The sequence below is a fragment of the Mycobacterium sp. UM_WGJ genome, from assembly GCF_000455125.1.
Classification (GTDB): Bacteria; Actinomycetota; Actinomycetes; order Mycobacteriales; family Mycobacteriaceae; genus Mycobacterium.
Map to the genome: position 1 here is coordinate 1 of NZ_AUWR01000027.1, position 26,084 is coordinate 26,084.

The 26,084-nt window shown below is 67.0% G+C and carries 22 protein-coding genes and 1 pseudogene; 11 read left to right on the forward strand and 12 right to left on the reverse strand.

From position 1 onward, the window contains the following. Positions 1-175: 175 nt before the first annotated feature. Entirely contained in the window at positions 176-1,795 is a 1,620-nt protein-coding gene (locus N416_RS0109750; protein WP_024441920.1) for a phospho-sugar mutase, read from the forward strand. Between the two features lie 199 nt (positions 1,796-1,994). Here N416_RS0109750 and upp read toward each other — a convergent pair whose 3' ends face one another. The 4 genes from upp to N416_RS0109770 form a co-directional block, all read right to left on the reverse strand. After that, complete coding sequence (gene upp / locus N416_RS0109755) at positions 1,995-2,618, reverse strand: uracil phosphoribosyltransferase (protein ID WP_024441921.1); 624 nt, start codon at positions 2,616-2,618, stop codon at positions 1,995-1,997. Between the two features lie 17 nt (positions 2,619-2,635). Continuing rightward, entirely contained in the window at positions 2,636-4,030 is a 1,395-nt protein-coding gene (locus tag N416_RS0109760; RefSeq protein ID WP_024441922.1) for a PE-PPE domain-containing protein, read from the reverse strand. A gap of 4 nt (positions 4,031-4,034) precedes the next feature. Further along, positions 4,035-5,450, reverse strand: a complete 1,416-nt coding sequence (locus N416_RS0109765) for a PE-PPE domain-containing protein (protein ID WP_231384112.1) — start codon at positions 5,448-5,450, stop codon at positions 4,035-4,037. Positions 5,451-5,615: 165 nt separating this feature from the next. Next, positions 5,616-7,094, reverse strand: a complete 1,479-nt coding sequence (locus tag N416_RS0109770; RefSeq protein ID WP_036457614.1) for a PE-PPE domain-containing protein — start codon at positions 7,092-7,094, stop codon at positions 5,616-5,618. A 190-nt stretch (positions 7,095-7,284) separates the two neighbouring features. Between N416_RS0109770 and N416_RS0109775 the strand changes: the two genes are divergently transcribed. Together N416_RS0109775 and N416_RS23515 are read left to right on the forward strand one after the other, a co-directional pair. Continuing rightward, on the forward strand, positions 7,285-8,562 hold the full coding sequence (locus tag N416_RS0109775; protein WP_024441925.1) for a hypothetical protein: 1,278 nt from the start codon (positions 7,285-7,287) through the stop codon (positions 8,560-8,562). 201 nt (positions 8,563-8,763) lie between these two features. Beyond that, entirely contained in the window at positions 8,764-9,327 is a 564-nt protein-coding gene (locus N416_RS23515) for an LGFP repeat-containing protein (RefSeq protein WP_024441926.1), read from the forward strand. 64 nt (positions 9,328-9,391) lie between these two features. Here the strand turns inward: N416_RS23515 and N416_RS0109785 are convergent, their stop codons facing one another. The 3 genes from N416_RS0109785 to N416_RS0109795 are packed head-to-tail and all read right to left on the reverse strand — an operon-like array spanning position 9,392 to position 12,199. Further along, positions 9,392-10,489, reverse strand: coding sequence for an adenosine deaminase (locus N416_RS0109785; protein ID WP_024441927.1), 1,098 nt, complete (start codon positions 10,487-10,489; stop codon positions 9,392-9,394). 7 nt (positions 10,490-10,496) lie between these two features. Continuing rightward, entirely contained in the window at positions 10,497-11,795 is a 1,299-nt protein-coding gene (locus tag N416_RS0109790) for a thymidine phosphorylase (protein ID WP_024441928.1), read from the reverse strand. Then, complete coding sequence (locus N416_RS0109795) at positions 11,792-12,199, reverse strand: cytidine deaminase (protein WP_024441929.1); 408 nt, start codon at positions 12,197-12,199, stop codon at positions 11,792-11,794. Before N416_RS0109795 ends, N416_RS0109790 begins: the two co-directional genes overlap by 4 nt. A gap of 239 nt (positions 12,200-12,438) precedes the next feature. Here N416_RS0109795 and sdhC point away from each other — a divergent pair, with 239 nt between their 5' ends. The 6 genes and pseudogenes from sdhC to N416_RS0109825 form a co-directional block, all read left to right on the forward strand. Next, a complete protein-coding gene (gene sdhC, locus N416_RS0109800; RefSeq protein ID WP_164517846.1) occupies positions 12,439-12,876 on the forward strand; it encodes a succinate dehydrogenase, cytochrome b556 subunit in 438 nt (145 codons plus the stop codon). Continuing rightward, positions 12,873-13,340 carry a succinate dehydrogenase hydrophobic membrane anchor subunit gene (locus N416_RS0109805; RefSeq protein WP_024441931.1) on the forward strand — a complete coding sequence of 156 codons (468 nt, stop codon included), beginning with the start codon at positions 12,873-12,875 and terminating at the stop codon, positions 13,338-13,340. Before sdhC ends, N416_RS0109805 begins: the two co-directional genes overlap by 4 nt. A gap of 33 nt (positions 13,341-13,373) precedes the next feature. Then, positions 13,374-15,128 carry a succinate dehydrogenase flavoprotein subunit gene (gene sdhA, locus N416_RS0109810; protein WP_024441932.1) on the forward strand — a complete coding sequence of 585 codons (1,755 nt, stop codon included), beginning with the start codon at positions 13,374-13,376 and terminating at the stop codon, positions 15,126-15,128. Next, the gene (locus tag N416_RS0109815) at positions 15,128-15,997 is read left to right on the forward strand and encodes a succinate dehydrogenase iron-sulfur subunit (RefSeq protein WP_231384114.1); all 870 of its coding nucleotides are present in this window, start codon (positions 15,128-15,130) and stop codon (positions 15,995-15,997) included. Before sdhA ends, N416_RS0109815 begins: the two co-directional genes overlap by 1 nt. A gap of 101 nt (positions 15,998-16,098) precedes the next feature. After that, a complete protein-coding gene (locus tag N416_RS0109820; protein WP_024441934.1) occupies positions 16,099-16,941 on the forward strand; it encodes a 3-oxo-5-alpha-steroid 4-dehydrogenase in 843 nt (280 codons plus the stop codon). A 4-nt stretch (positions 16,942-16,945) separates the two neighbouring features. After that, positions 16,946-17,572: pseudogene (locus N416_RS0109825) on the forward strand (carboxymuconolactone decarboxylase family protein); the annotation flags it as partial. On the opposite strand, the gene N416_RS0109830 reads toward N416_RS0109825, so the two are convergent. Together N416_RS0109830 and N416_RS0109835 are read right to left on the reverse strand one after the other, a co-directional pair. Continuing rightward, on the reverse strand, positions 17,560-18,027 hold the full coding sequence (locus N416_RS0109830) for a PPOX class F420-dependent oxidoreductase (RefSeq protein WP_036457615.1): 468 nt from the start codon (positions 18,025-18,027) through the stop codon (positions 17,560-17,562). The pseudogene N416_RS0109825 and the gene N416_RS0109830 overlap by 13 nt on opposite strands. Positions 18,028-18,040: 13 nt before the next feature. Then, entirely contained in the window at positions 18,041-18,970 is a 930-nt protein-coding gene (locus N416_RS0109835; protein WP_024441937.1) for a sigma-70 family RNA polymerase sigma factor, read from the reverse strand. A 52-nt stretch (positions 18,971-19,022) separates the two neighbouring features. Here N416_RS0109835 and N416_RS0109840 point away from each other — a divergent pair, with 52 nt between their 5' ends. Together N416_RS0109840 and N416_RS0109845 are read left to right on the forward strand one after the other, a co-directional pair. Beyond that, complete coding sequence (locus tag N416_RS0109840) at positions 19,023-20,015, forward strand: SMP-30/gluconolactonase/LRE family protein (protein WP_036457616.1); 993 nt, start codon at positions 19,023-19,025, stop codon at positions 20,013-20,015. An 81-nt stretch (positions 20,016-20,096) separates the two neighbouring features. Next, positions 20,097-21,329: a D-alanyl-D-alanine carboxypeptidase family protein gene (locus N416_RS0109845; protein ID WP_024441939.1), complete on the forward strand. Its 1,233-nt coding sequence runs from the start codon at positions 20,097-20,099 to the stop codon at positions 21,327-21,329. A 55-nt stretch (positions 21,330-21,384) separates the two neighbouring features. Here the strand turns inward: N416_RS0109845 and N416_RS0109850 are convergent, their stop codons facing one another. The 3 genes from N416_RS0109850 to N416_RS0109860 form a co-directional block, all read right to left on the reverse strand. Beyond that, positions 21,385-22,500, reverse strand: coding sequence for an NDMA-dependent alcohol dehydrogenase (locus N416_RS0109850; RefSeq protein WP_024441940.1), 1,116 nt, complete (start codon positions 22,498-22,500; stop codon positions 21,385-21,387). Continuing rightward, positions 22,497-24,476: a hypothetical protein gene (locus N416_RS0109855; RefSeq protein WP_024441941.1), complete on the reverse strand. Its 1,980-nt coding sequence runs from the start codon at positions 24,474-24,476 to the stop codon at positions 22,497-22,499. Before N416_RS0109855 ends, N416_RS0109850 begins: the two co-directional genes overlap by 4 nt. A 70-nt stretch (positions 24,477-24,546) precedes the next feature. After that, positions 24,547-26,058 (reverse strand): NAD(P)/FAD-dependent oxidoreductase, encoded by a 1,512-nt coding sequence (locus N416_RS0109860; protein WP_024441942.1) that lies wholly within the window; start codon positions 26,056-26,058, stop codon positions 24,547-24,549. Between the last annotated feature and the right edge of the window lie 26 nt (positions 26,059-26,084).

Consider the following 26,084-nt stretch of genomic DNA (forward strand, 5'->3'; position numbering starts at 1 on the left):
GATCACGTAGTAGAACTCGCCGGTATGCCGAGGTTGAACTTCTCGCCAGCACGGGCGCTGATTCGGCCACCGTTCCCCCCCATTGTCAAGTGATGGCAAACCAGGGGAGCGCAGCAATTAATTAGCCAGCTTATTAGTTATCTCCTGTCGACCGACCGCTTGTCACAATCAACGGGTGACCCCCGAAGACTGGATCGCCCACGACCCCGACCCCGCGACCGCTACGGAACTGCGCGCGTGCAGTCCAGGCGAGTTGGCCACCCGATTCGCGGCACCGCTGCGCTTCGGCACCGCCGGGCTGCGTGGCCCGGTACGGGGTGGACCCGACGCGATGAATCTCGCCGTGGTGCTGCGCGCCAGCTGGGCGGTGGCGCAGGTGCTCGGCGCGCAGCGACGCACGGGCTCGATGGTGGTGGTGGGCGGCGACGCTCGGCACGGCTCGGCGGAATTCACTACTGCGACAGCCGAAGTGCTTGCCGGCGCCGGATTCTCGGTAGTGCTGCTACCCCAGCCCTGCCCGACGCCGGTGGTGGCATTCGCGGTACGCCACACCGGCGCGGCGGCCGGAATCCAGATCACCGCCTCACACAACCCGGCTACCGACAACGGCTACAAGGTGTACTTCGACGGCGGCCTACAGATCGTGTCGCCGACCGACACCGAGATCGAGGCGGCGATGGCCGCCGCTCCCCCCGCTGACACGATCGCCCGCCGCCCTGTTACGCCGGCCGGAGACGAACTCATCGAGCGCTATATCGGGCGAGCCGCGGCGGTGCGGCGGCACGGCGGCCGGATAAGGGTGGCGCTGACGCCGCTGCACGGCGTGGGTGGCAAGGTCGCGGTCGAGGCTTTACGTGCCGCGGGGTTCGCCGATATTCACCCGGTGAAGAGCCAATTCGACCCCGATCCAGACTTTCCCACCGTGGCTTTCCCCAACCCCGAAGAACCCGGCGCCACGGACGCGCTGCTGGCACTGGCCGAAGAGGTCGACGCCGACATCGCGATCGCCCTGGACCCCGACGCTGACCGATGCGCGGTCGGCATCCCTGGCCCGGACGGCTGGCGGATGCTGACCGGCAACGAAACCGGTTGGTTGTTGGGCGATTACCTACTGTCGCGGCTGCCCGCGGGCCCGGCGGCCGGTGTGCTGGTCGCCAGCAGCGTGGTGTCGTCGCGCATGCTGGTGCGCATCGCACAGCGCTACGGCGCCCACCACGCGGAGACGCTGACCGGGTTCAAGTGGCTGGCACGGGCCGACCTGCCACCAGACGGCCCGCCCGGCGTCACCTTGGCCTACGCCTACGAGGAGGCGATCGGCTACTGCGTCGACCCAGATGCTGTGCGCGACAAAGACGGCATCAGCGCCGCGGTCTTGGTCTGCGATCTGGTCGCGGCACTGGCGGGGCGGGGTAGCTCAGTTCCCGAAGCGCTCGACGAACTGGCACGACGGCACGGTGTGCACGTCACCGATGCGGTGTCGCGCCGGGTCACCAGTCCCGCCGAGGCGGTCGCCGTGATGGCCAGGCTACGCGCTGATCCACCGGCCACGCTGGCTGGACTCGCCCTCACCTCAACCGATCTGCTGCACCGCAGTGGACCGGTCACCGACGCGCTGGAGTTCACCGGCGAGCGCGACGGCAGCTCGGTACGCGTGGTGGTGCGACCGTCGGGCACTGAACCGAAACTCAAGTGCTATCTCGAGGTCGCCCGGCCGCCGTCGGATGACCTTGCCGGGGATCGCGCGGAGGCGCAGCGGGTGTGTGAGGCCGTCGCCCTCGCGGCCCGCTCCTGGTAGCGCCTCATTCACTCCATTCGTCACCAGCCGCCACACCCGGCTCACCTGCAACCAGCTCGAGGGGGTGTGATGTTTGGCCGCCTTTGAGCGACAACGGATGGCGAGAGGGTTGACTCCGCCAACGCACCAACATTTGTCGCTCAAAGGCGGGCAACAATCACATACTTGCCCGCCTGTTACGGGCGTGACGGTGGGAATCTCAGCGCGGCCCGAACTGACGATCACCGGCATCGCCCAGACCCGGAACGATATACGCCTCCTCGTTCAGTCCGTCGTCAACGGTGGCGGTGAACAACCGCACGCCCGGTGCCGCTTGTGTCAGTGCCGCAACGCCTTCCGGCGCCGCAACCACACACAGCACCGTGATGTCGGTAGCACCGCGATCGACCAGCAGTCCCAGCGTGTGCACCAGCGAGCCGCCGGTGGCCAGCATCGGGTCGAGGACCATGACCGGGGTAGCGCTCAGATCCGCCGGCAGCGATGCCAGGTAGGGCACCGGTTGATGGGTGGCCTCGTCGCGCGCCACCCCGACGAAACCGACGTCGGCCTCGGGGATCAGGGCCTGTGCGGCTTCGACCATGCCCAGTCCGGCGCGAAGCACCGGCACCAGCAGCGGTGGCCGCGCCAGCCGCGCCCCGCGGGTGTCTGCCAGCGGGGTGCGCACGACGATGTCCTGGCAGAGCGCGTCGCGGGTTGCCTCGTAGACCAGCATCCAGGTCAGCTCGCGCAGAGCCGACCGGAACGCTGCGTTGTCGCTGCGCTCGTCGCGCAGCGCGGTCAGCCACGCTGCGGCCAGCGGGTGGTCGACAACGCACACATCCACGCCCGCGACCCTACGGGTCATGCGCCGAGGAAGTTGAGTATCTCGAAGACCACCGCGCCCATCTCGAGCATCGGCGCAAGCGAGATCAATGGTTCGCCGTTGAACACGGCGTCGGGGCCCAGCCAATCAGCGACGTTCAACGACACCGCCAGCTCGTTCCATGCGTCGAGCAGATGGGCGTCCACGGCGTTGGTGAGGTGGTAGCCGGTCAACAACGCATCGACTAACGAATCCGGCAGCGGCGACTGCCCGGCGAAACCCAACAGCGCATTGACCGGGTCGATGAAGCTGTGCACCGCGGCGTACTGCAGGCCGGCCAGCATCTGCAGCGGATCCATCCGAAGCAGGAAACCGGCGACATCGGAGCCGTCCGCCAGCTGGCCGCCGGCGGTCACCGCCCAAGGCCCCACGGCATCGGTGCCATTGACGCCGACGAACGGATTACCCGGATTGCCGTAGCCCCAGTCGATGATCAGCTTCAGCATGGGCGCCAATGCGTCCCCGATGACTTTGCCGAAATCCCCGAGCTGGTAGAGGGGCCACAGGATCGGCAACTGCTGGGGAATCAGGTAGAAGTCGGTGTCCCCGATCCGGCCGAGGTCGACGGTGTCGGCCAGGTTGTCGAGGTCGACGTAGGAGAAATGCACGGTCGCCGTGCCGATCAGCGCGTTGACCATGGCCAGCAGGTTGGCCGGGTCCTGCGGGAAGTTGGCCAGGCCGTCGTACTCGCCGGTGTAGATATCCGTGTCGAACCCACTGGTCGGGGTGGGCCCAATGCTCAACGGAATGCCCAGAAACGGCAGGTGCACCGGCTGGTCACCCAACAGTGGATATGCGGGGAACCGGGTCAGGACGCCGCCGAGCGGGTTGTTGGGGTTGCCGATCAGGACGAAATGCAGGTTCGCCGGGTCATACCCGGCACCGACCTCGCCCGGTCCTGCCGCGAGCAGGTTGATCATCTCCTGGGTGGAGATGGTGGCGCTCTGCGAGTAGCCGAACACCGTGACACTGGAGCCGTCGGCGAGCTGCGGCGCCATCGCGGCATGCAAGATCTGCACACCGCTGGCCACCGACTCGGCGAACGTCAGGTACGGATTCGGCGGCGGCAGGCACACCAGCGGGCAGAACTGTTCCGGAGTGATCAGGCCCTCGAACTGATAGCCGGGAAAGGTCGGCTGCCCGGGAAACCACGGCGAGGCCGGCTGCAGGAACAGGTCCAACACGGCGTCCAGGTAGCCCCCGGCCGTGGGGTCGGGAATGCTGGTCGGCCCCATGATCCAGCCCTCGTTGCCCAGCAGCGCAACGTCGTGCCGATCCGCCGCGCCGAGGCTCAGCGCCGCCGGCCCGCAGGCCGACGAGAGCACCGACGCCGCTGCGAGCAGGGCTGGCCCCAGCGAGCGCCGGTGGTGCATCGGATTAGGCGTCGAGCAGGTTGATCAGGCTGAAGCCCACCCCGAGCAGGTCCAGCAGCGGCTGGGCCGAGATCAGCGGCGCGCCGTTGAAGATGGCGTCGGGCCCCAGCACGTCGAGGACGTCCCACTGGGTGGCCAGATCGTGCCATCCGGTGAGCAGCGCCTGGTCCAGGCCGAGCGTCAGGTTGTAGCCCGACAGCAGAGTGTCGACGAACGAGTCCGACAGCGGGCCCAGTCCGGCGAAGTCCAGCAGGTTGTTGATGGTGTTGGTCAGGCTCTGCACGCCGGCGTACTGCAGGCCGGCCAGCATCTGCAGCGGGTCCATTCTCAGCAGGAACCCGGCGCCGGTGTCCTCGGACAGCTGGCCCGTCGCGGTGACCGCCCAGGCGCCCGCCGCGCCAAGCGGGTCGACGCCGTTCACGGTGATCCCGGCGTCCGGGGCACCCGGGTTGCCGTAGGACCAGTCGATGACCGTCTTCAGGATCGGCGACAGCGCGTCAGCGGCGAACCTGCCGATGTCGCCGAGGCCGTAGAGCGGCGCAAGGATCGGCAATTCGGCGGTGGGCAGCATGTAGTAGTTGGTGTTGCCGATCGTGCCCAGGTCGATGGCGTTGCTGAGGTTCTCATCGAAGTACGCGTTGTGCACCGCCCCGATGCCCATGATCGCGTTGATCACGGCCAGCAGGTTGGTGGGGTCCTGCGGGAAGACGGCCCAGCCGTCGTATTCGGTGCTGTAGACGTCGGTCGCGAACGGGATGGTCGGAGTCGGTTCGATGCCGAGCGGGATGTTCAGGAACGGAATGTGCTGCATGTTCCCGTCGAACCCGTCCGGGAAGGACAGCCGGGTCAGCATGCCGCTGATGGGGTTGTTCGGGGCACCGATCAGCACGAAGTGCAGGTTCAACGGGTCGTAGTCGCCGCCGGGCGCGTCGGCCAGCAGGTTGTGCATCGCCAGGGTGGCTACGACCGAGCTCTGCGAGAAGCCGAACACCGTGACTTCGTCACCGGCTTCGAGCTGTGGGCGGATCGCAGCCTCGAGGTTGGCCACGCCTTCGGTCAGCGAGTCGCCGAAGTTCAACTGCGGGACGGGCAGCGACTGGCAGACGATCGGGCAGAACTGTTCGGGGGTGGTCAGGCCGTTGAGCGCGTAATCGCCGTACGTCGTCTGCCCGTCGAACCACGGGGTGACCGGTTGGAGGTAGAAAATCCGCACCAGATCCATGTAGTTGCCGATGGTCGGGTCGGCCTGACCGGTGCCGGTCATGATCCATGCCTGGCCGGCCAGCAGCGCGACATCGGCGATCATCTTCTCGACCCGGGCTGCCAACCCAGGACTCAGCAGCGACGCCATTCCGAGGACGACGGCACACAGCGCGGCCAGCACCGTCGCCCCCAGCGGATACACGCGCTTAGCCGTCATCGCAGACCTCCCCGAACGGTTCGAATATGTCATCGGCGATCAATTACGCCCACCTGGCAAGATCACATTAATCTATTAGGCGGCTTTCAGTGTTGACCTTCATTGAGAAAACGCGTGTTGTCAAATCGATGACAACCGGCCTGGCTTTCGCTCAGTGGTGCCGCGTTAAGCACCGAAGAAGTTGAACAGGCTGAAGCCCGCTCCGATGAGATCCAGCTGCCCGTCGCCGGGCACCCCGGCCCCGCTCATCAGGGCGTCCGGGCCCAGCACATCGCCCAGGTTCAGTGCGGTAGCCAGGTCGCGCCAGCCGTCGATCAGCAACTGGTCGATGGAGTTGATCAGGTCGTAGCCGGTGATGGTCTGCAGCAAATCGGTGACCCCGGCGATGGTGCTGATGTCACCGGCGGTGAGGGCACCGCCGCTCGCCGCGGCCGCGACGTCGGCCCACGGGCCGACGAGGCTCTGGATCAGCGCGTTCTGGACACCGGCCAGCATCTGCAACGGGTCCATCCGCTCGAACAGGCCCATCACGCTGGATCCGTCATAGAGCTCGCCTGTCGGCGTCATGGCCCACGGGCCGCCGGCCACTCCGAACGCCTGCTGGTAGGCGCTGCCGCTGATGAAGTCGCCGGCCGGGATCCGGTAGAGGCCGTTGACGTCCGGGTCGCCGGCATTGCCGTAGCCCCAGTCGATGACCAGCCTGGCCCACGGTGAGAAGAAGTCGCCGAAGAACTGCCCCGCGGTCCCCCCGTTGAACATGAACTGCAGGATCGGCAGATTCTGCGGAATCATGTAGAGGTTCGCGTCGCCGATCGTCCCGACGTTGATGGCGCTGGCCAGCTGCTCTGCCGTGTAGTCCGGGTAGTACGGGTGCACGGTCAGGATGCCGATGAGCGCGTTGACGACGGCCAGGATGTTGGTCGGGTCCTGCGGGAAGTTGGCCCAGCCGTCGTATTCACCGGTGTAGATGTCCGAGGCGATGTGCTCGGTCGGGGTGGGGTTCAGGCTCAGCGGAATGTCGACGAACGGCAGGTGCTGGTCGCCCGCGAATTGGAAGCGATCGAGGATGCCGCCGATCGGATTGTTCGGGTCACCGATCAGGACGACGTGCATGTTGCCCAGCTGATCCAGCGTCGGGTAGCCGACGGTCCCGGCGTTGGTGATCAGGTTGTTCATCTCGATGGTCGCGATGGCAGCGCTTTGCGAGTACCCGAACACCGTCACGTTGTCGCCGGCCAGCAGCTGCGCCAGGATCGCCTGGTTGAGCAAGCCCACCCCGGTGTTCAGCGAGGTGCCGAAGTCCATCGGCGATTGGTCCGGGATGCACACGAACGGGCAGAACTGCTCCGGCGTGGCCAACCCCTGGAAGTTGTAGCCGGGGAACGTCGGCTGGTCAGTGAAGAGCGGCGATGACGGTTGCAGGTAACCGGCGAGGATCTGGCCCAGGTAGGGCCCGACACCGGGATCGGGCACGCCGGTGCCGCTCATGATCCAGCCCGCATCGGCCAGCAGCCGCAGCCGAATCGCCAGCTGGTCCACGCGGTAGGCCGCCGCCGAGGACAGCGCCGACGTCAGGCCCAATACCGTGCCACACAGCAGCGCCAGCAGCATCGCGCCCGCCGGCCGCAACCGACCAGTCGTCATCGCGACCTCCCCCGGCCCGGCATTACGACAGCAGCGACGCTAGCCACCCGGCGGGTGCCGCCGACCCGATCACCGCAAAATTCAGGATTCTTTAATTCGCGATGCGAAACGCCCCGCTGCCAATCACGGCGCTAAACCTGGCGCAATCCCGCCTTCGGGCCGCGCGGGCTACATCGTTATTCTGTGCGCCATGGCAGCTGACCTTGTACCGATCCGCCTCACGGTGACCGATGGTGACCGCTACACCCTGTGGGCGCCGAGCTGGCGTGACTCCGGTGACGAGTGGCAGGCGTTCCTGGGCAGGGACGAGGACCTCTACGGTTTCGCCACCGCCGCCGACCTGATCGCGTTCGTACGAGTCAACGCCAACAACGACCTGGTCGACCACCCGGCCTGGCCGCAGCTTGTTCAGGCCAACGCCCACAAGCTGGACCCGGGCCGCAATCGGCAGTACGACCTGATCGCGGTCGAAGAACTGCTGACCGAGAAGCCGACCAAGCAGTCCGTCCAGGCACTGGCCAATGCACTGGAGATCGTCTCGGCGATCGGCTCGGTATGTGACCTGACCGCGGTGACGAAGTTCTTCAACGGCAACCCCAACCTGGGCTGGCTAGCCGGCGGCGTCGACAACTTCACCGGCCGGGCTGGGCGCAAGCGCTGGGAGCTGATTGCCGAGATCATCGGCCGCAACTGGGGCGGTGTGCTGACCGCGATCGAAGAGATCATCACCACGCCCGACGTCGACGCCGGCGCGGTGTCGCAGGCGGCCGAGGAGCTGGCCGCAGAAGCCCCGGCCGAGCCGGAGCCGGCCGACGAGGACGTCGAGGACACCGGGACTACCGACGACGAGAGCGGTGCGGACGAGGCGGCCGCCGCGCCGGCCGAGCGGGCCTCGGGCGACCGGGTGGTGCTTGGCGGCGACGCCAACTTCTGGACCAAGGTGGGCATCGATCCGATTCGGATCATCACCGACAACGGGACCTTCTTCACGCTGCGCTGTTACCTCGGCGACCAGCCCGTGTTCCTGGGCCGCAACGGCCGGATCAGCGTGTTCGGTTCCGAACGCGCCCTGGCCCGCTACCTGGCCGACGAGCACGACCACGACCTGTCGGATCTGAGCACCTACGACGACATCCGGACCGCCGCCACCGACGGTTCGCTCTCGATCGACATCACCGATGACAACGTCTACGTGCTCTCCGGGATGACTGACGACCTCACCGACGGGCCGGACGCGGTGGACCGTGAGCAGCTCGATCTGGCCGTCGAGTTCCTGCAGGACGTGGGCACCTACGCCGAGGACGGCGTCGTCGCCGACGCCCTGCAGCCCGACCGTCCGCTGGGCCGCATGGTCAGCTACGTCCTCGACCGCGAATCGGTCAACGAGCCGCAGCGCCCGTACGCGCCCGCCGTCAAAGAATGGGAGCAGCTCGAACAGTTCGTGCAGTCGCGACTGCGGCGCGAATAAGGCTGCGCGCCCGGTCGGTTGAACGGGCGGAAGCCGCACGCAGGAAGACGTGCACACTACTGCGGAATTCACCTCGAATTAGGGCAATCAATTGCTCCAATTCATTGCCGAGCGGTCATATTCACGACTAACATCTGGCCCGATAACACTCGGGCCGAGCCGTGCGGTTTGCGGGGGCCTTCCAATTCGAAAGGACTACACATGCGCAAGGCGACACAGCGGGCCGCAGCAGTATCCGCAGCAGTTTTGGGAGTCGCGCTGATCGGCACGGGTTGCAACGGCACCGCCAAGGAGAAGACCAGCGAAGCCCTGAGCTCGGCCAGCTCGGTTGCGTCCTCGGCCAGCTCGGTGATCTCGTCCGCGGTCAACTCGCCGTCAGAGGAGAGCGCCGCCAGCTCGACCGTGATCACCGGCGCCGACGGTAAGGAGTACACCGTCTCCGGGCCGATTCTGGCCAAGCTCGATTCCCTGGACGCGACCGCCAAGCAGGATCTGGGCGAGCCCACCGGTGCCGAGCAGAAGAACCCCGACGGCGGCATCTACCAGCAGTTCGACGGCGGCGTGATCGTTCACACCACCCGTTCTTACGTGGTGTGGGGCAAGATCCGCGACAAGTGGAACGAGCTGGGCGGTTCGCAGGGCAAGCTCGGCTACCCGACCAGCGACGAGACCACCAACGCTGACGGGTCCAAGCAGACCACCTTCGAGCACGGCATCATCACGTGGAAAGAGGGCGACCCCGAAGCCACTGTCACCGAGCACTGATACCTGGATCGAAGGCCGGGCAATCGCCAGCGATTGTCCGGCCTTCGCCGGTTTCGCCGGTGAATCAGTCGATCAAAGCGGCATATTGCGGCTTGATCACTTCTTCGATGATCTGCACCCGCTGATCGAACGGGATGAACGCCGACTTCATCGCGTTCACCGTGAAGCGCTGCAGATCGGTCCAGCCGTACCCAAAGGTCTCGGCCAGCACCAGCATCTCCTTGCTCATGGTGGTGTCGCTCATCAGCCTGTTGTCGGTGTTGATCGTCACCCGCAGCCGGGCCCGGGCCAGCAGATCGAACGGGTGCTCGGCGATGCTGTCTACCGCCCCGGTCTGCACATTGGAGCTCGGGCACAACTCCAGCGGGACCCGCTTGTCACGCAGGATCGCCGCCAGCCGGCCCAGCCGCACCGTCCCGGCTGGATCTTCCGGGTCGACGGTGATGTCGTCGGTGATGCGCACCCCGTGCCCCAGCCGGTCGGCCCCGCAGAATGCGATTGCCTCGTGAATGGAGGGCAGCCCGAAGGCCTCGCCGGCGTGAATGGTGAAGCGCGCGTTGTGGTCACGCATGTACTCGAACGCGTCCAGATGCCGGCTCGGCGGATAGCCGGCCTCGGCGCCGGCGATATCGAAGCCGACCACGCCCTTGTCGCGGAACCGGATGGCCAACTCGGCGATCTCGCGGGACAGCGCGGCGTGGCGCATGGCGGTGACCAGGCAGCGCACCGTGATCTCCCGGCCGGCGGCCGCCGCATCGCGCTCGCCGTCGGCAAACCCGGCCAGCACCGCATCGGTGACCTCGTCGAACGACAACCCGCCCTCGATGTGCAGTTCGGGCGCGAATCGCACCTCGGCGTAGACGACGGCGTCGGCGGCCAGATCCTCGACGCATTCGCGGGCAACCCGGTGCAGTGCGTCGGCGGTCTGCATCACGGCCACGGTGTGGCTGAACGGTTCGAGATAGCGCTCCAGCGAGCCGCTGTGCGATCGGGTGCGGAACCAGGTCGCCAGCGCCTCGGGATCGGTCTCGGGAAGGTCGTCGTAGCCGACTTGGCCGGCGATGTCGACGACGGTGGCCGGGCGCAGGCCGCCGTCCAGGTGATCGTGCAGCAGCGCCTTGGGGACCCGCCCGATGGTCTCCAGGCTCACTGGTGTGCTCATGGCTTCATCATGGGTTCGCCTCGATGATCAGGGGACGCGGCAGCGGCGGTGTGTCGCCGACGCGGTAGTCGCCGAGTTCGGCCAACGCCGGGACGATCCGCTCGGGGGTCTCGGTGTACAGCGTGAACAGCGTGTCGCCGGCCGCCACCGGGTCGCCGGGACGGCGGTGAATCCGCACCCCTGCCCCATGTTGCACCCGCTCGCCCGGCCGGGACCGGCCCGCGCCGAGGCGCCATGCGGCCAGGGCCACCGCCATCGCATCGATGTCACCCATGAAGCCGCCACGCCGCGCGGTCACGGTCTCGGTGCACGCTCCCAGCGGCAACGGCACGCCCAGATCCCCGCCCTGGGCGGCGACCATCGCAGCGAATCGGTCCATCGCCGTGCCGTCACGCAGGGCCTGCTCCGGGTCGGCGCCGTCGATCCCGGCCAGTGCCAGCATCTCGCTCGCCAGCCGCACTGTCAGTGCCACCACATCGGCCGGACCGCCACCGGCCAGTACGTCGAGGGCTTCGGCCACCTCGATGGCGTTGCCGACCGCGCACCCCAGTGGCGTGCTCATCTCGGTGAGCAGGGCTCGGGTGGCGACCCCGTGCGCCGCGCCCAGCCCGACCATCATCCGGGCCAGTTCCCGGGCCTGCTCGGCGGAGCGCATGAACGCGCCCGACCCGACTTTGACGTCCAGGAGCAGGGCTGCGGTGCCCTCGGCGAGCTTCTTGCTCATCACCGAACTGGCGATCAGCGGTAGGGATTCCACGGTGGCGGTGACGTCACGCAACGCGTACAGCTTGGCGTCGGCCGGCGCCAGAGTTCCAGCGGCGAAGACCGCCGCGCCGACGCCGGCCACCTGCTCGCGCAGCCGTGCCGTGGGCAGCGCCACCTCGAAACCTGCGATCGATTCCAGCTTGTCCAGGGTGCCGCCGGTGTGGCCCAGGCCGCGCCCCGACGCGCTGGGCACCGCAGCCCCGCAGGCGGCAACGACGGCCACAAGCGGCAGGGTGATCTTGTCGCCGACTCCGCCGGTGGAGTGCTTGTCCACCGTTTTCAGGGGCTTGCCGTCGCGGGTCAGGCCGGTGAAGTCCATCCGCTCCCCCGAGGCGATCATCGCCGAGGTCCAGCGCACCGTTTCAGCCGCGTCCATCCCACGCAGGTAGATGGCCATCAGCAACGCCGCCATCTGCTCTTCGGCGACCAGACCCGCGGTGTAGCCGTCGATCAGCCAGTCGATCCCGGCGTCGGGCAGCCGGTGGCCGTCACGCTTGAGGGCGATCAGCGTCGGGGCGTCGAAGGAGGTCAGCACGGTCATGGCAGCGCGGTTCTCGGCAAGAAGTCGGGACCGAAGGCGTCCGGCAGCAGCTCGGCCAACGGCCGCGGCCCCGCCGGGTGGTCGATAAGCAGCTCGGGACCGCCGTGTTCGAGCAGGACCTGGCGGCATCGGCCGCACGGCATCAGCAGGTTTCCGTCGGCGTTGCTGCACGACAGCCCCACCAGCCGTCCGCCGCCGGCGGCGTAGAGGCCGCAGACCACTGCGCACTCGGCACACAGGCCTAGCCCATATGAGACATTTTCCACATTGCAGCCGGTGACGACGCGGCCGTCGTCGGTCAGCCCGGCCGCGCCCACGCGCAGTCCCGAGTACGGCGCGTAGGCATTAGCCGCAACATTGATTGCATTGCGCCGCAACCCATCCCAGTCAATATCGTGCGACATTCAACAGATCTCCGCTTCGCCTGAGCGCACCACATCACCTCGTCCGTCAGTCAGCAACGATCAAATTTGAGCGTAGCCGCAGACCTTGACTACTCGTCAGTAACTTCTTCGTGGTCGTTTCGGACCTGGAGATGGGTTTAGAGTCCTTGCCGAGGTTTATTGACAGCGATGGCGTTGCGGAGCGACCGTACGCAAGGTATAGCCGGGCGCAGCGGGTCGCTGCAGAAAATTTGGAGGCGCTGATGACGGCGACATCCGCCGATGCGACTGCGCTGCCGGGGGCGCGGTCGGATGCGACGCGATTCCGGCGGCAGAGTCTGTACAAGGGCGACCCGGGAATGTGGGCGTTCGCGCTGCACCGGATCACCGGTGCGACGATCTTCTTCTTCCTGTTCGTCCACGTGCTCGACACGGCCCTGGTGCGGGTAAGCCCGGAGGCCTACAACGCGGTGATCTCGACCTACAAGACCCCGCTGGTCGGCCTGATGGAGCTGGGCCTGGTGGCCGCGGTGCTGTTCCACGGTCTCAACGGGGTCCGGCTGATCCTGATCGACTTCTGGTGGCAGGGCACCCGCTGGCACCGCCAGATGCTGGTGGCCGTCGGCGCCATCTGGCTGGTGGTAATGGTCCCGGTCGTGGTTCGGATCGGCATGCACATGGTGGAGCGGTTCCTATGAGCACAACTGACGTGCAAGGCAGCCGGGGCCCGGTAGCCCCTGTTCGCGGCCTGGACCGCGACCGCCCGGCCAGTCTCGGCGACCCGCGCGCGCCGCAGCGGCACAGCGGGATGCCCAACTTCGAGAAGTACACCTGGCTGTTCATGCGGTTCTCCGGAGCCGTGCTGATCTTCCTGGTGCTCGGGCACCTGTTCGTCATGCTGATGTGGCAGAACGGCGTGTACCGCATCGACTTCAACTACGTGGCGGAGCGCTGGCACTCACCGTTCTGGCAGGTCTGGGACCTGGTCCTGTTGTGGCTGGCGGAACTGCACGGCGGCAACGGCCTGCGCACGATCATCGGCGACTACACCCGCAGCTCTCGCAGCCGGTTCTGGCTGATGACGCTGCTGGCGGTGTCGATCGTCTTCACGCTGGCACTGGGCAGCTACGTGCTGCTGAGCTTCGACGCGAACATTTCTTGACGGCAGATTCGGTAGCGAACGGGTGATATCGCGGTGATTCAAGAACATCGATACGACGTGGTGATCGTCGGTGCCGGCGGCGCCGGGATGCGCGCGGCCGTCGAGGCCGCCCCGCGGGCCCGCACCGCGGTGCTGACCAAGCTCTACCCCACGCGCAGCCACACCGGCGCGGCCCAGGGCGGCATGTGCGCCGCGCTGGCCAACGTCGAGGACGACAACTGGGAGTGGCACGCCTTCGATACCGTCAAGGGCGGGGATTACCTGGCCGACCAGGACGCGGTGGAGATCATGGCCAAGGAGGCCATCGACGCCGTGCTGGACCTGGAGAACATGGGCATGCCGTTCTCCCGGACCCCGGAGGGCCGCATCGACCAGCGCCGGTTCGGCGGGCACACCCGCGATCACGGCAAAGCCCCGGTGCGCCGCGCCTGTTACGCCGCCGACCGGACCGGCCACATGATCCTGCAGACGCTGTACCAAAACTGCGTCAAGCACGGCGTGGAGTTCTTCAACGAGTTCTACGCGCTGGACCTGGTGCTCACCGAGACGCCGTCGGGCCCGGTGGCCACCGGCATCGTTGCCTACGAGCTCGCGACCGGCGACATCCACGTCTTCCACGCCAAGGCCATCGTGTTCGCCACCGGCGGCTCGGGCCGGATGTACAAGACCACCTCGAACGCGCACACCCTGACCGGTGACGGCCTGGGCATCGTGTTCCGCAAGGGTCTCCCGCTCGAAGACATGGAGTTTCACCAGTTCCACCCGACCGGTCTGGCCGGACTGGGCATCCTGATCTCCGAGGCGGTGCGCGGCGAGGGTGGCCGGTTGCTCAACGCCGACGGTGAGCGGTTCATGGAGCGCTACGCCCCGACGATCGTCGACCTGGCGCCGCGCGACATCGTGGCCCGCTCGATGGTGCTCGAGGTGCTCGAGGGCCGCGGCGCCGGACCGAACAAGGACTACGTCTACATCGACGTGCGTCACCTCGGCGAAGAGGTGCTCGAGGAGAAGCTGCCCGACATCACCGAGTTCGCCCGCACCTACCTGGGCGTGGACCCGGTCAAGGAGTTGGTGCCGGTCTACCCGACCTGCCACTACGTGATGGGCGGCATCCCGACCACCGTCACCGGCCAGGTGCTGCGCGACAACACCAACACCGTGCCGGGTCTCTTCGCCGCCGGCGAATGCGCCTGCGTCTCGGTGCACGGCGCCAACCGGTTGGGCACCAACTCGCTGCTGGACATCAACGTGTTCGGCCGCCGTGCGGGTATCGCCGCCGCCGAGTACGCCAACGCGCACGAGTTCGTCGAATTGCCGAAGAACCCCGCCGACATGGTGGTCGGCTGGGTGTCCGACATCCTCTCCGAGCACGGCAACGAGCGGGTGGCCGACATCCGTGGCGCGCTGCAGCAGTCGATGGACAACAACGCCGCGGTGTTCCGCACCGAGAAGACCCTCAAGCAGGCACTGAGCGACATCCACGCGCTCAAGGAGCGCTACGCCCGGATCACCGTGCACGACAAGGGCAAGCGCTTCAACTCCGACCTGTTGGAGGCAATCGAGCTGGGCTTCCTGCTGGAGCTGGCCGAGGTCACCGTGCTGGGTGCGTTGAACCGCCAGGAGTCTCGCGGCGGACACGCGCGCGAGGACTACCCCAACCGGGACGACGTCAACTACATGCGTCACACCATGGCCTACAAGCAGGGCTCCGAACTGATCGCCGACATCCGGCTGGACTACAAGCCGGTGGTGCAGACCCGCTACGAACCGAAGGAACGGAAGTACTGATGTCCTCCTCAGCTGACTCCGGTTGCTGCTCGTCCGAGGGCGGTTGCTGCTCCCCCGGGCCGTCGAGCGCTGCACCGGCGGCGTTGGTCGACTCTGCCCCCGCCGGTGACCCGCCGCTGCCCCCGGTTCCCGAGGGCGCGCAGATGGTCACGCTCAAGATCGCCCGCTACAACCCGGAGAACCCGGACGCCTACGCCGCCACCGGCGGCTGGCAGAGCTTCCGGGTTCCGGCACTGCCGACCGACCGGCTGCTCAACCTGCTGATCTACGTGAAGAGCTACCTGGACGGCACGCTGACCTTCCGCCGGTCCTGCGCGCACGGCGTGTGCGGCTCGGACGGGGTGCGGGTCAACGGCAACAACAAGCTGGCCTGCAAGCTGCTGATGCGCGACATTCTGCCCAAGAAGCCGGGCAAGGAACTGACGCTGACCATCGAGCCGCTGCGCGGGCTGCCGGTGGAAAAAGACCTCGTGGTCAACATGGAACCGTTCATGGATGCCTACAAGGCGGTCAAGCCCTACCTGATCACCTCGGGCAACCACCCCACCCGCGAGCACATCCAGAGCCAGACCGACCGTGCACGCTACGACGACACCACCAAGTGCATCCTGTGCGCCATCTGCACCACGAGTTGCCCGGTGTACTGGAGCGAGGGGGCCTACTTCGGGCCGGCCGCGATCGTCAACGCCCACCGGTTCATCTTCGACAGCCGCGATGAGGCTGCCGCCGAGCGCCTGGACATCCTCAACGAGGTCGACGGGGTGTGGCGCTGCCGCACCACGTTCAACTGCACGGATGCCTGCCCTCGCGGTATCGAGATCACCAAGGCGATCCAGGAGGTCAAGCGAGCGCTGATGTTCGCTCGCTGACGTTTTCCCGCGACCGACGTGAAGCCCCCTTTTCCGACACGAATTGGGGGCTTTCACGTCTGGTCGGCGGCTTGGCCCACCGCCGTGATAGGACACTGACCATGCACTGGTACACCGGCAACACCGTCTATGACACCGTCCTGACCGCAGCGTTCGTCTTCGCGGCGTTCGTGATCGTCGGCGGCTTCTTCGGCCAGAGCTCCTACGGCCGGTTCTCGACGACCAAGCTCGGCTTGAACCTGAACCCGAAGTTCGGCTGGTGGCTGATGGAGATCCCGGCGACCGTGGTGTTCTTGGCCGCCTACCTGAGCGGGCCGGCCCGCTTCGAACCGACGTCGCTGGTGCTGGCCGGCATCTGGGCGCTGCACTACGCCAACCGGGGCTGGTTCTTCCCGCTGGCGATCCGCCAGATGCCCGGCAAGCGCAGCACCTTCAATATCTCGGTGGTGGTGATGGGCATGCTCGTCACGTCCATGCACGGCTACCTCAACGGCGCGCTGTTCAGCCACGACTACCTTCACCAGTACGGCACCGGCTGGCTGACCGACCCGCGCTTCCTGGTGGGCCTGGCGGTCTACCTGTGCGGGTTCGCCCTGCTGGTCAACTCCGAGTCGATCGTGCGCAACCTGCGCGACAAGAACACGGTCCGGCGGCGGCCCGCTGCACCCGGCTCCGCCGAGTTTGCGACCGCCGCGCCCGGCGGCGCGGAGTACCGGATTCCGTTCGGCGGCGGCTTCCGCTTCGTCACCAGCCCGGCCTACCTGGGCGAGATGATGGCGTGGGCCGGTTTCGCGATCTTGACCTGGGCGCTGCCCGGCGTCGCCATCCTGCTGATCACCGCCGGCAACCTCATCCCGCGCGCCCTGCAGACCCATCGGTGGTACCAGGAGAAGTTCGTCGACTATCCGACCGACCGCAAGGCGCTGGTTCCCTTCCTGATCTGAGCCGTCACACTTCGGCGGGCCACCCCGTCTAAGGGGTATGACTACCAAACCTCGCATCGACCCACTGCCGCCGATGCGCACCAACATGCTGGTGCGCGCCATGTATCGCTACGCCAAGCGGCGCTTCGCTGAAGTTCCTGAGCCCTTCGCCGTCGCCGCGCATCATCCGCGACTGCTGGTGGCCAACGCGGTGCACGAAGTCCTGCTGCAGTCCGCGTCGCGCAAGCTGCCGGCCGGCCCGCGGGATCTGGCGGTGTTCTGGACCGCCCGCACCGTCGGTTGCTCGTGGTGCGTGGACTTCGGGTCCATGCTGCAACGCCTGGAAGGCATCGACACCGACCGGCTGAAGCACATCGATGACTACGCGACCTCCCCGCTCTACAGCGACGACGAGCGGGCCGCGATCGCCTACGCCGACGCGATGACCACCGATCCGCATTCGGTCACCGACGAGCAATTCGCTGACCTGCAGCACCGGTTCGGTGACGCCGGGGTGATCGAGCTGACCTACCAGATCGGGGTGGAGAACATGCGGGCACGGATGTACGCAGCGCTGGGCATCACCGAGCAGGGCTTCAACTCCGGCGACGCCTGCCGGGTGCCGTGGGCCACCGAGGATCAACGAGGCTGACTCGCCGGAGTGATCTCGATGTAGGCGATCGGGATGCCTGCTGCCGCGCTGCCCTTGTCCAGACCGCGCTCGAAGATCCGCATCACCGGACTCCAGTTGGCGGCGATAGCGTGTTCGGCGAGCGCATCGCCGAACCCGGGCAGAATCCGGGCGATCGCGGCCACCGGTTGCCCTGCGGGTTTGCCGCGCAGGCTACTGGGAACCACAACGACGTTGGGGTTGTTGCGGATTCGCTTGACCTTGCCGGTGGACGCGTCGGTGCGGACGTAGAGCTTTCCGGCTGCGAGACCGTGATTGATCGGGCTCGGCACCGCCTCCCCCGACCGTTTGAACGTGACCAGCAGGATCTGCCGGGACTTGTCGAAGCCGGTGAAGTCCGTTCCGGTGGCGTCGGCGATGTCAAAGGCATCGCGGTGGCGCATCTTGTCCATGGCGCGAAACATCAACGCGCCCATTTTCTTTGAGATGCTATTGGCCACGTTCTTCCTCCGATCGGTTGGCGGGGCGCAGCGGGGACCCGGTGAACTTGTCCGGGTTGGCGATATCCCAGATCGCCACCACTCGCCCGTCGCGCACCGTCATCGCGGTGACGCGCGGCATCAGCTCGGGGAACCCGTCCGCGCCGGGGGCCCCTGGGGTGTAGGCGCCGAGTTCGCCGTTGACCAGGGCCAGCTGGTTCGCGGTGATCAGGGTCGGGCCGTAGCGGCGGGCCAGGCCGAGCAGGAACCGCGCCACCTTCTTATGCCCCCGAATGACCCGCGGGGCGGTCGGCGCCCGGCGGTTCGCGTCGCCGGTGAACGTCACGTCGGGGTGCAGCAGCGCCACCACGGCCGCCAGATCGCCGGACGCCATCGCGGCCATCAGTGAGCCGACCGCCTCCTCGTGGCGCGGATCGGGCCGCGGCGGCGGATCAGCGGTGACGGCCTTGCGGGCACGCGATGCCAGCTGGCGGGCTGCGGCTTCGGTGGTGTTGAGCACCCCGGCCACCTCGCCGAACGGCACCGCGAACCCGTCGTGCAGCACAAACGCCACTCGCTGATCGGGAGTCAGCCGCTCCAGCACCACCATGGCGGCGAACCGGGCGTCTTCACCGGCCACCACAGACGACAAAGGATCGGCGTCGTCGTCGATGGTGGTCACCACCGGTTCGGGCAGCCACTCGCCGACATAGGACTCACGACGCCGCGCCGCCGAACGCAGCCGGTCCAGGCCGAGGCGACTCACCACCGTGGTCAGCCACGCCCGCGGGTCGACGATGTGGTCATGTTCGGCGGCGTCGAACCGCAGCCAGGCGTCCTGCACGATGTCCTCGGCATCGGCGAACATGCCGGTGAGCCGGTAGGCCACCGCCAACAGGTGAGGCCGCAGCGCCTCGAAATCCTCCACCGATGCGGTCATCGCCACCAGCCTAGGCCTGCCTCGACTAAGGACGCTGCGACACAATGCAGGAGTGTCCAAGCCGCGCATCGACCCCGTCCGCTGGCAGCCGCCTGGATCGCGGCCGTTGCCCCCGCCGGATTCCACCCCGACACTGACCCTCATCGATATACCCGGTATCGCGCCCGAGGACGTAGTCGCCGCGGCCGACGGCAGCATCTGGACCGGGGTCGAGGACGGCCGCATCATCGCCGTCGACTCGGCAGGCGGCGCACCACGGGTGGTGACCGACACCGGCGGGCGCCCGCTGGGCCTGGCCTTCACCCGCGATCACCGACTGCTGATCTGTGACAGCCACCGCGGCCTGCTGCGTTATGACCCGCAGACCCAACAGCTGGAGACCCTGGTCAGCGAGGTGGACGGTCGGCCGCTGACATTCTGCTCCAACGCCGTCGAATCAGCCGACGGCACAATCTATTTCACCGAATCCACCAGCCGGTTCCGCTACGAGCACTACAAGGGCTCGGTAATCGAGGCCCGCGGCAGCGGATCGCTGCTGCAACGCAGTCCCGACGGCGCGGTGCGTGTGCTGGCGGCCGGGTTGCATTTCGCCAACGGTGTGACGCTGACCGCCGACGAATCGGCCGTGGTGTTCGCCGAAAGCACCGGCCGGCGACTGTCCAAGTACTGGCTGACCGGCCCGCACCGCGGTTCGATCACGCCGCTGGTAGAGGAGCTGCCCGGCCATCCCGACAACATCTCGACCGGGACCGACGGACGGATCTGGGTCGCGATGGTCTCCGATCGCAACGCCCTGTCGGACTGGCTGAGCCCTCGTGCGCCGGTCCTGCGTCGGCTGTTGTGGCGGCTACTGCCCTATCGCTGGCTGCCCGACCCGAAATCGGTGGTGTGGGTGGTCGGCTTCGACGCCGACGACGGGCGGGTGCTGGCCCAGTACCGCACCGAACACCCCGACTTCGGGCTGGCCACCGGAGTGGTGGAGGCCGACGGCCGGCTGTGGATGGGCCGGATCGCCGGGCGAGGCCTGGCGTATTTCCAGCTATAGCCTCCAGCTGTAACTTCCGTCCCACCAGCCACAGCGTGGCTCCCCATATTTGCCCTGCCCTTGCCCTACCCTGCACACACGATGACTTCTCTGCGCTCGGTGTCAGCCCTGGTGGCGGCGGGTTTTCTCGCCACGGCTCCCCTGGTCGCCCCTGCCGCCGGGGCGGATCCCACCCCCGGCCTGAACGCGGGAACGGTCGGCTGCCCGTATCAGGTCAACACTCCGCCCGCGGTAGACGCCTCCGAAGTGCCCCAAGCCGGCGCGCCCCCGCTGCCACTGCCCGTGCCGGCCACCCCGGTCGGCGGCGAGGCCCTGTCCGGCTGCGGGATCGTGGCCGCACCCGACACCCCGCCAGTGCCCAGCGAGGTCTCCGCCGAATCCTGGCTGGTGGCAGACCTGGACAGCGGCGCGGTAATCGCGGCCCGCGATCCGCACGGCCGGCACCGGCCCGCCAGTGTGATCAAGGTGCTGACCGCGATGGCGGCACTGAACGAGCTGGACCCCAACATGGTGGTTCTCGGCACCCAGGAAGACGCCAACGCCGAGGGCACCCGCGTCGGCGTCGGCCCCGGCGGCCGCTTCACCGTCGACCAATTGCTGCACGGCCTACTGATGGGATCGGGCAACGACGCCGCGCACGCCCTGGCCATGCAACTCGGCGGCTGGGATGTGGCGCTGCACAAGATCAATACCCTGGCCGCGCGGCTCGGCGGCCGCGACACCCGTGCCGCCACCCCGTCCGGGCTGGACGGGCCCGGCATGAGCACCTCGGCCTACGACATCGGACTGTTCTACCGCTACGCCTGGAACAACCCGGCGTTCACCAACATCGTCGCGACCCGCACCTTCGACTTCCCGGGCTACGGCGACACACCCGGCTACCAGCTGGAGAACGACAACCAGCTGCTCTACAACTACCCAGGCGCGCTGGGCGGCAAGACCGGCTACACCGATGACGCCGGGCAGACGTTCGTCGGGGCCGCGACCCGGGACGGGCGCCGGCTGGTGGCAGTACTGCTGCGCGGCACCCGGCAGCCGATCCCGCCCTGGCAGCAGGCCGCGCAGCTGCTCGACTACGGCTTCTCCGTCCCGGCCGGCACCCGAGTCGGGACGCTGATCGAGCCCGACCCGTCGCTGGTGGCGGCCCGAGGCCCGGCCGACGCCCCGAACCCGCAGGCCATGCTGTTGCCGCCGTCCGACGACACGGTGCCGGTACGCGTCGGGGTGGCCATCTTCGGAACGATCGTGGTTTTCGGACTCATCATGGGCGCCCGGGCGGTGAACCGCCGCCCCGGTAGGGGCTCGGCATGGTGATCCGACGCCAATTGGTACGCGCCATTCGCTGCGCACCCCCTGCTGCGCTGACCGATCATGCTCCGGAGTGCAGCACGATTCCGCGAATGTTCTTGCCGTCCCGCAGGTCCTGATACCCCTGGTTCACGTCTTCGAGCCGGTACCGGGCGGTCACCAACTCGTCGAGGTTGAGTTGACCGGCGTCGTAGAGCCGCAGCAGCCGCACGATGTCGTACTGCGGGTTGGCCGAGCCGAACAGTGATCCCTTGATGGTCTTCTCCATCAACGTCAGCATCATGCCCGAGACATGGACCGTCAGCTTCTCCGGGCTGGCTAGGCCGACCACGATCACGGTCCCGCCTTTGCCGACGACGTCGAACGCCGCCGAGATCACTTCCTCCTCGACAGTGCCGACAGTGACGATCGTCTGGTCCGCACCCTGCCCCCAAGACAGTTCGTGGACCTTCTCGGCGGCCTCGCTCGCCGATGAGAATGCATGGCTGGCACCGAATTTCAGTGCCGTCTCGCGCTTGAACTCCACCGGGTCGACCACAATCACGTACTTGGCGCCCGAGTGCAGCGCGCCCTGCACGGCGTTGATACCGATACCGCCGACGCCGTAGATGACCGTGATGTCCCCGGGCCGGACGTTGCCGGCGTAGGTGGCCGCACCCCATCCGGTGGGGACTCCGCAGCCGACCAGCACAGCGGTCTCCAGCGGCAGCCAGTCGTCGATCTTGACCACCGAATGCTCAGAGATCACGGCACGCTCGGAGAACGTGCCCAGCATGCACATGGCACCGAATTCCTTGCCGGCGCCCCGGAATCGGAACGTTCCGTCCGGCATGCAGCCGTCCAGGATGGTAGCGCCCATGTCGCACAGGCTTTGGCGGCCGGTGGCACAGTAGCGGCATTTTCCGCAGCTGGGGATGAACGAGCACACCACGTGATCACCGGGGGCTACCTTCGTCACCCCGGGACCGACGTCCTCGATGATCCCCGCGCCCTCATGCCCGCCGACGATCGGATACCGCGGTGGCAGATCGCCGTCAGTCAGGTGCAGATCCGAATGACACAGGCCGGCAGCGACATACCGGATCAGCACCTCCCCGGGGCCGGGGCCGTCGAGATCGAGTTCCATGATCTCGAACGGCTTGCCCGGCTCCAGCAGTACCGCCGCAGTGGTTTTCACAGCGCCATACCGCCGAGTGCCTGCGCCAGCGTGTCGTTGAGCTCTGACAGCTGCGCCCACAGGGTGTTGGTCAGCTCGGTGTCGTCAGTGGCGTTGAGCAGCCCCACCGACAAGTCGTCGCGCGCGTTGAGGAAGCCGGCGGTGATGCTGGTGGCCGGGTCGAACAGTGCGTCGTTGATGACAGTGCCGAAGGCGTTGAAGCTGGACAGCAGGTTCGACGAGTCCGACCAGTACTCGCCGGTCTGCATCGCGGCGAAGGTCTGCTCGGTGAGGTGCTGCAGTTGCAGCCCGGCCAGGACACTCGGCAACTCGACATCCTTGATCATCAGCGGCAGGTTGTTGATCAGTGCGTTGAAGCTGCCTTCGGGGTTGGCCAACACGTTGTTGAACACGCCTGCCCAGTTGGGCCCGAGTTCCGGCGACACCATCCGGTCGAAGATCGACGGCACCGAGTCCTGGCCGCCGAACAGCTGGTCGAAGGTGTCCGCGCCGATCGCTGCCTTGATCTGGCCGATCTGCAGGTTGTCCCACAGCCAGTTGATGTTCGACGACTGGTGGAAGGAGTAGCCGTACTCGAGCAGCCGCTCCTGGGCCAGCGCCGCGTACTCGTCCGGGGTGACCGTCGGCATGTCCGCCGGCAGGTAGTCCTTGACGTCGGAGATCGGCACCACGGTGGTCTCGATGTTGGGGTTGGTGATCGTTCCGGACACGTCCTGCCAGCGCAGCAGGACACCACCATTGGTCAGGTCGCCGATGTTCACCCAGTTCGCGTAACCGGGGTTCTCGCCGCTGAGGATGTAGTAGGTGTAGCCGTCGTTGCCCTGGAAGATCTGGGTGCTGTTCAGGCTGCCCGTCACGCTGGCGAACGGAACGTATTGTCCCCATTCGTTGGTGACCTGCAGGCCGTGGTAGCCGGCTTCCAGCTCAGGCACCTTGAGCACCAGCGCCTGGCCCGGCTCCAGCGCAAAGTTGCCCATGCTGCTGACCTGACCCGGCAGGGTCAGTCCCGGGATGTTGGCGGCGGTGTCGCCGAGCTTGCTGAACTCGTTCGGGTCGTTCAACAGCGGGTACTGGATCTGGTGGTAGTAGGTGTCGGACATGTTCACCAAGGGCAGCACCTTGCCGGTGATACCCAGAATGGTGCCGATCTGGTCATCGTTGAGCCACGGAACGCTCTGCTCTGCACCGTCTTTGACGATATGGACGTCGTTGTGGATCTGGCCCCAGTCCCCTACGGTGTCTCGCACCAGCAGCGAGGTCGCGCCGGCGCTGCTGAACCAGTTGGCCCCGTTACCGGGGTCTGTGGCGCTGACGATGATGGTGTAGCTGCCGTCCGCGTTAGGGGTCGCGTCGGCGAAGCTGAAGCTTGCCATCGGCGCGAAATTCGATTGCACGACGCTGCCGGAGTAGGTGGCCAGCCCGCCGCCGATGGACCCGTCACCGGGGTGCACCGTGATGGTGTAGCTGGCGTTCGGGTCCAGCGGCATCAGGCCGTACTGGTTGTCCGGGTTGCCGTAGATCAGGTACGACTGCGGGTCGGTGCCCGAAGCGTTCCACATGAACGGGGCCGCCGTGTAGGCAGTCCCGTTGATCTGCGGGAAGTCCGGCAAGCCGGGGAATTTCAGCGTGCCCGCGTTGAACTGGGACAGGATGATCGACAGGGTGGTCGCCGACATGTTCTGTACGTACTGCGGCAGCATGCCATCCGACGCTCCGTGATTGATGAAGTCGAACAGCGGGCTGTTGGCGTCGAAGTCCGCGATCTGGGCCTGGGCCTGCTCCAGGGCAGCGACCGCACCCTGCAGGGCGGCGGCCTCGGCGGCCGCGTGCGGCGCCGTCAGCGCCATGGCAAGCCCGCCGGCCGCCATGCTGCCGGCCACGCTGGCGACGCGAACCAGCCGACGAGAGAGCCGACGGCGCTCCTCCCGATTGGCAGTGGTGAAGGTTGGACAGTTGGTGACTGCGGCGTGGGCCATGAGATTCTCCAAAAAGTGATGAAAGGTATTTGCTGAGTTGGTGTTTGGGGTCTGTGATGTGGCGATAGGACTACCTCGCTACCGATGCCCGCACGGCGGACCTGTCGGCGCTGAAGCGCAGCGCACTGTCTTCAACCGGCCCCGCACGTAGCCGTTCGACGTCTTTTTCGTAGGCCATGTCGGCCGTCCACGGCCCGGTGGTGCCGGCGCGCGGGAACTGTGCGACGCCGCGCTGCACGTAGCCCGACCCCAGATCGAGCAGTGGCACCCGCGGCATGCCCGGATCGTCGAGAACCGGCTCGACGCGCTGGTGTCCGTGGGCGTCCATGTAGTCGAGCAACCGGCAGAAGTGTTCGCAGACCAAGTCGACTTTGAGGGTCCAGGAGATGTTGGTGTAGCCGAAGGCGAACACCAGGTTCGGCACCCCGGACAGCATCATCGACTTGTAGACCGTCGTGTCCGCGGGATTCACCGGCGCACCGTCAATGCGCAGCGCGATCTTGCCGAAGGCGCACATGGTGAGTCCGGTCGCGGTCACGACCAGGTCGGCAGCCAGCTCACGGCCCGAGGCCAGCCGGATGCCGGTCGGGGTGAACCTCTCGATCACATCGGTGACCACGCTGGCCCGCCCGGACGAGATCGCCTTGAACAGGTCGCCGTCGGGCACCATGCACAGCCGCTGGTCCCACGGGTCGTAACGCGGGGTGAAGTGGGTGTCCACATCGAAGTTCTTCGGCAGTTGGCGACACACATTGGCGATGAGCAGCCGGCGCATCAGCCCCGGCGCGCGTTTGCAGGCCTTGAAGATCCCGCGGTTGAGCACGATGTTCTTGCGCCGGATGATCGGGCTGGCGCGTTGTGCGCCCAGCACCTTGTTCAAGATGTTGGCAAAGGGATCCTCGGCCGGGATCGAGAACACGTAACTCGGCGAGCGCTGCAGCATGGTGATGTGACCGGCCTTGGGGGCCATCGCCGGGATCAGCGTGACCGCCGTTGCGCCACTGCCGATCACGACCACGCGCTTGTCGGTGTAGTCCAGATCCTGCGGCCAGTGCTGCGGGTGGATGACCTGGCCGCCGAACTCCTCGACCCCGGCGAACTCCGGCGTGAACCCCGCGTCGTAGTCGTAGTAGCCGGTGCCCAGGAAGAGGAATCGTGCGGTGAACCGCGCTGTCGCACCACTGCCGGTGTGCTCGGCGGTGACGCTCCAGCGGCCCCGTTCCCGGGAGAAGTCCGCGGTCAGCACCCGGTAGCCGAACCGGATGTGGTCGGCCAGCTCGTTGTCGGCGACCACCTGACGCAGGTAGTCCATGATGATCGACCCGTCGGCGATCGCCTTGCGATGCGTCCAGGGCGCGAAACCGAAGCCGAAGGTGGACATGTCGGAGTCGGAACGAATCCCGGGATACCGGAACAGATCCCACGTGCCACCGATGGAGTCCCGACCATCGAGGACTGCGAACGACGTACCCGGCCGGCGGGCCTTGAGGTGATAGGCCGCGCCGACCCCGGAGATGCCGGCGCCGACGATGAGGACGTCGAAGTCCGTGGTCTGCGTCTGGCTGGGGGTCGTGATTGTCACGCATATCTCCTCTGAGCACCGGGTGT

Excerpts from the sequence above, each read along its gene's own strand:
- N416_RS0109795 (WP_024441929.1), bottom strand. The coding sequence starts at position 12,199 with ATGTCGCACGATATTGACTGGGATGGGTTGCGGCGCAATGCAATCAAT.
- N416_RS0109815 (WP_231384114.1), top strand. The coding sequence starts at position 15,128 with ATGTCCTCCTCAGCTGACTCCGGTTGCTGCTCGTCCGAGGGCGGTTGC.
- N416_RS0109790 (WP_024441928.1), bottom strand. The coding sequence starts at position 11,795 with ATGACCGTGCTGACCTCCTTCGACGCCCCGACGCTGATCGCCCTCAAG.
- N416_RS0109830 (WP_036457615.1), bottom strand. The coding sequence starts at position 18,027 with ATGGGCGCGTTGATGTTTCGCGCCATGGACAAGATGCGCCACCGCGAT.
- N416_RS0109770 (WP_036457614.1), bottom strand. The coding sequence starts at position 7,094 with ATGACGACTGGTCGGTTGCGGCCGGCGGGCGCGATGCTGCTGGCGCTG.
- N416_RS0109845 (WP_024441939.1), top strand. The coding sequence starts at position 20,097 with ATGACTTCTCTGCGCTCGGTGTCAGCCCTGGTGGCGGCGGGTTTTCTC.
- N416_RS0109820 (WP_024441934.1), top strand. The coding sequence starts at position 16,099 with ATGCACTGGTACACCGGCAACACCGTCTATGACACCGTCCTGACCGCA.
- N416_RS0109760 (WP_024441922.1), bottom strand. The coding sequence starts at position 4,030 with ATGCACCACCGGCGCTCGCTGGGGCCAGCCCTGCTCGCAGCGGCGTCG.
- N416_RS0109775 (WP_024441925.1), top strand. The coding sequence starts at position 7,285 with ATGGCAGCTGACCTTGTACCGATCCGCCTCACGGTGACCGATGGTGAC.
- N416_RS0109765 (WP_231384112.1), bottom strand. The coding sequence starts at position 5,450 with ATGACGGCTAAGCGCGTGTATCCGCTGGGGGCGACGGTGCTGGCCGCG.
- N416_RS0109785 (WP_024441927.1), bottom strand. The coding sequence starts at position 10,489 with ATGAGCACACCAGTGAGCCTGGAGACCATCGGGCGGGTCCCCAAGGCG.
- N416_RS23515 (WP_024441926.1), top strand. The coding sequence starts at position 8,764 with ATGCGCAAGGCGACACAGCGGGCCGCAGCAGTATCCGCAGCAGTTTTG.
- N416_RS0109835 (WP_024441937.1), bottom strand. The coding sequence starts at position 18,970 with ATGACCGCATCGGTGGAGGATTTCGAGGCGCTGCGGCCTCACCTGTTG.
- N416_RS0109805 (WP_024441931.1), top strand. The coding sequence starts at position 12,873 with ATGAGCACAACTGACGTGCAAGGCAGCCGGGGCCCGGTAGCCCCTGTT.
- N416_RS0109855 (WP_024441941.1), bottom strand. The coding sequence starts at position 24,476 with ATGGCCCACGCCGCAGTCACCAACTGTCCAACCTTCACCACTGCCAAT.